4 protein-coding genes are annotated in these 3,012 nt (G+C 36.3%); all 4 read left to right on the plus strand.

The genetic code is table 11. From position 1 onward, the window contains the following. On the plus strand, window positions 1-295 hold a 295-nt coding region (locus ACFIKX_RS07950; protein WP_375661236.1), incomplete at its 5' end, for a hypothetical protein. Window positions 296-582: 287 nt separating this feature from the next. Then, a complete protein-coding gene (locus ACFIKX_RS07955; protein WP_375628169.1) occupies window positions 583-1,101 on the plus strand; it encodes a Rha family transcriptional regulator in 519 nt (172 codons plus the stop codon). 84 nt (window positions 1,102-1,185) lie between these two features. Next, the gene (locus tag ACFIKX_RS07960) at window positions 1,186-1,626 is read left to right on the plus strand and encodes a hypothetical protein (RefSeq protein ID WP_375612653.1); all 441 of its coding nucleotides are present in this window, start codon (window positions 1,186-1,188) and stop codon (window positions 1,624-1,626) included. 390 nt (window positions 1,627-2,016) lie between these two features. Continuing rightward, window positions 2,017-3,012 (plus strand): DnaB-like helicase C-terminal domain-containing protein (locus tag ACFIKX_RS07965; RefSeq protein WP_375661237.1); only part of this gene is annotated, 996 nt, incomplete at its 3' end.

Consider the following 3,012-nt stretch of genomic DNA (forward strand, 5'->3'; position numbering starts at 1 on the left):
TTACAATCTTTACGAATATGATGATGGTACAAGAGAATATGAAGAATTTGACGGTGGTCAGTATCATGAGATGCCTGAGAATGTTGATTACAGTACCAAGGCGCAAGTGAAAGCTTGGATATATGGGGGTGGTATTCCGAAAAGCGTTTTGAGTTGTGAAGCGTTGATAGACGAGGTGAATAGGGAAATCAAAAAACGTACAGTTAAAGCAGTGAAAACTTATGATGATATAGACAACGAGCTAGAGAAAGCACTTGGTATTCAATTAGGTAGGTATCAAAATGAAAAAAAGTGAAAAAAATAAAAAATACGTATTGACTTTAAAAGGTCATTCTGTTAAACGAATCATTAAGTGCTAGAAACACTAAACATGTAGCGAATAGATTACGAAACAATCTTTTCCTGCTTCAAAATTTGGCTTTATTTTTATGCTATTATTGGCATATAACGATTTTGTCGGGTGTGGTTACGCTATACAATACCCTTATGGGAAAGGCGTGACGACGGACTACATGCCGTGTTTCTAGCGCCCGGCACTCTTTTAGAGTGTCAATAGAAATTTTAAACATGTAGGAGTTCCCTATGAACAATTTAGTAACAATCAACAATGCTGGTATTGCTGTCACAACTTCTTTGAAAATTGCAGAGGGTGTAGGTAATAAGCACAAAACAGTTATACAGTTGGTTCGTCAAAATATTAAAGACTTTGAAGAACTTGGAAGGGTCGCATTTGAAATGCTACCCTTTGAAACCAAGGGTGGAATACAAAAGAGAGAAGTTGCCATCCTTAATGAATCACAAGCAACTTTGCTCATGACATATATGCGCAATAATGACACGGTGCGTGCATTTAAAAAGGCGCTTGTTAAAGCTTTTTATGAATTAAAAAGCCAATCAAAAAATCATGATTTATTCTCTAGAGATAATGATTTATTTTCTTATGAAAGTTTAAAAGCTCCTGAGGGAATTGGTAAAGTTTTGGGAATGATTGCTGCGCGTTTATCGTATGTAAATGATCTACAAAAAGAGCTTGATCACTACAAATTGGTTACGACAGAAGCCAAGCGCGTTTTAACAAATGCTATTGTAAAAGCAGCTTAAATAACGGCGCGGGCGCGGCGGGGGCGCCTCCTTATAACCATTTCATTTAAAAATTTGTTTGAATATTAGATTAGGGAGCTACCTATGACCACTAAAACTGTATCCAAAAAATATGAACTTACTAATGAAACTACAGAAGTTAAAGACCATCTCTATGGTAGAGTTAGAACACTTTATCGCATTAAAGCTTTAAGAAGTTTTGGAAGTGTTAAAAAAGGAGATTTAGGGGGCTTTATTGAAAGTGAATACAACTTATCACATGATGGCAATTGCTGGGTTGGTGATGATGCCAAGGTTTATAATGCTGCTATGGTTTGGGGGCATGCGAAGGTTTTTGAAAATGCAATAATTTGTGATGAGGCGTGTGTTAATGGGTTTGCGAAGGTTTACGGTAATGTACGTGCTTATGGAAAGGCAATTATTGGTGGCAGGGCGCGTGTTTTTGGAGATACGCAACTTATTTTGGGGGCATGGGTTACAGGAAGAAAAGAGATTTCTACAGGTTTAATATCCTTTTGTAGATAGATAAAGACTGTAGAGGAATTGATTAAAGCGGCTGTGGCGTCTAAAAGATAGAATAAAAAAAAGCCGCGTCCTTTAAGACACGGCTTTTGTTTGCAACTGGAAACTTATACATTTTAAATGTTAAAATATATTACACAAAACGTGTAAAAATGCAAGCCTTAATACATAAAAACCGCATCAAAATGAATTGATACGGCTTTTATTATCAAAACAGCTAGCGATCTAAATAAACGATTAAAAGAAATAACCGAAATATAAAAGAACGTCTCTTTATTGCACAAAACGTATCAAAAAGCAAGCTGTTAAGTAAAATAAAAATGGGATTCACACTGTAGATTCAGTGATTTATAATTATCATTTATCAAATCAATTTAAATCATAATGAATAAAATGAACGCTGTTAAATTACCTTCTTTTCAAACAGAAGAACAATCTTCTTTTCGTCAACTACCCCATAATATTGAAGCAGAGAAAGCTTTGCTGGGTGCTATCATTATCAATAATAATGCTCTTGATAGCGTTTCTGATTTTTTAAAAGCAGAGCACTTTTTTGAACCGTTGCATCAAAAGCTTTTTGATATCATTTCACAAATTATTCAAAATGGAAAAGTTGCAGATCCCATTACTATTAAGCCCTTTGTTGAAAATGATGCGAAAATTGGTGACATCACTGTATATAATTACGTGGTGCGTTTAGCTAAAGAAGCTGTAACAATCATTAATACTAAAGATTATGGGAGTGTCATTTATGATCTGTTTATCCGACGCTCTTTAATTAACCTTGGCACTCAAGTTGTGAATAGAGCTTATGATGTTTCTGTAGAACTTACAACATCACAACAAATTGAAACTGTTGAAAATCAGTTGTTTGAATTGGCAGAAAAGGGAAAATATGGGGGTGGGTTTGAAAATTTTGATACAGCCATTGCAAAAGCACTTAACATGGCAAGTGCAGCGAAAAAGCGTTCCTCAAGGCTCTCAGGGATAGCTACCCATATCAAAACACTTGATGAGAAAATGGGGGGATTACAAGCATCTGATTTGATTATCCTTGCGGGGCGCCCTGGGATGGGGAAGACCTCACTGGCGACCAATATTGCTTTTAATATTGCCAATGCTTGCAAGCGTCATGATAACAGCCAAGCCAATGAAGGGGGTATTGTTGGTTTCTTTTCACTTGAGATGTCAACAGAACAGCTTGCAACTCGTATTATTTCCGAACAAATAAAGGTTTCTTCTTCGGATATGCGTCGTGGTAATATCTCAGAAGAGCAATTTGCAAAAATTATTCACGCAATGCGTTCTTTACAAACAATCCCTCTTTATATTGATCAAACGGGTGGGGTGTCTATTGCACAATTGTCCGCTCGTGCAAGGCGTCTTAAA

This window comes from Bartonella sp. CM86QHHN, from assembly GCF_042194695.1.
Lineage (GTDB): Bacteria > Pseudomonadota > Alphaproteobacteria > Rhizobiales > Rhizobiaceae > Bartonella.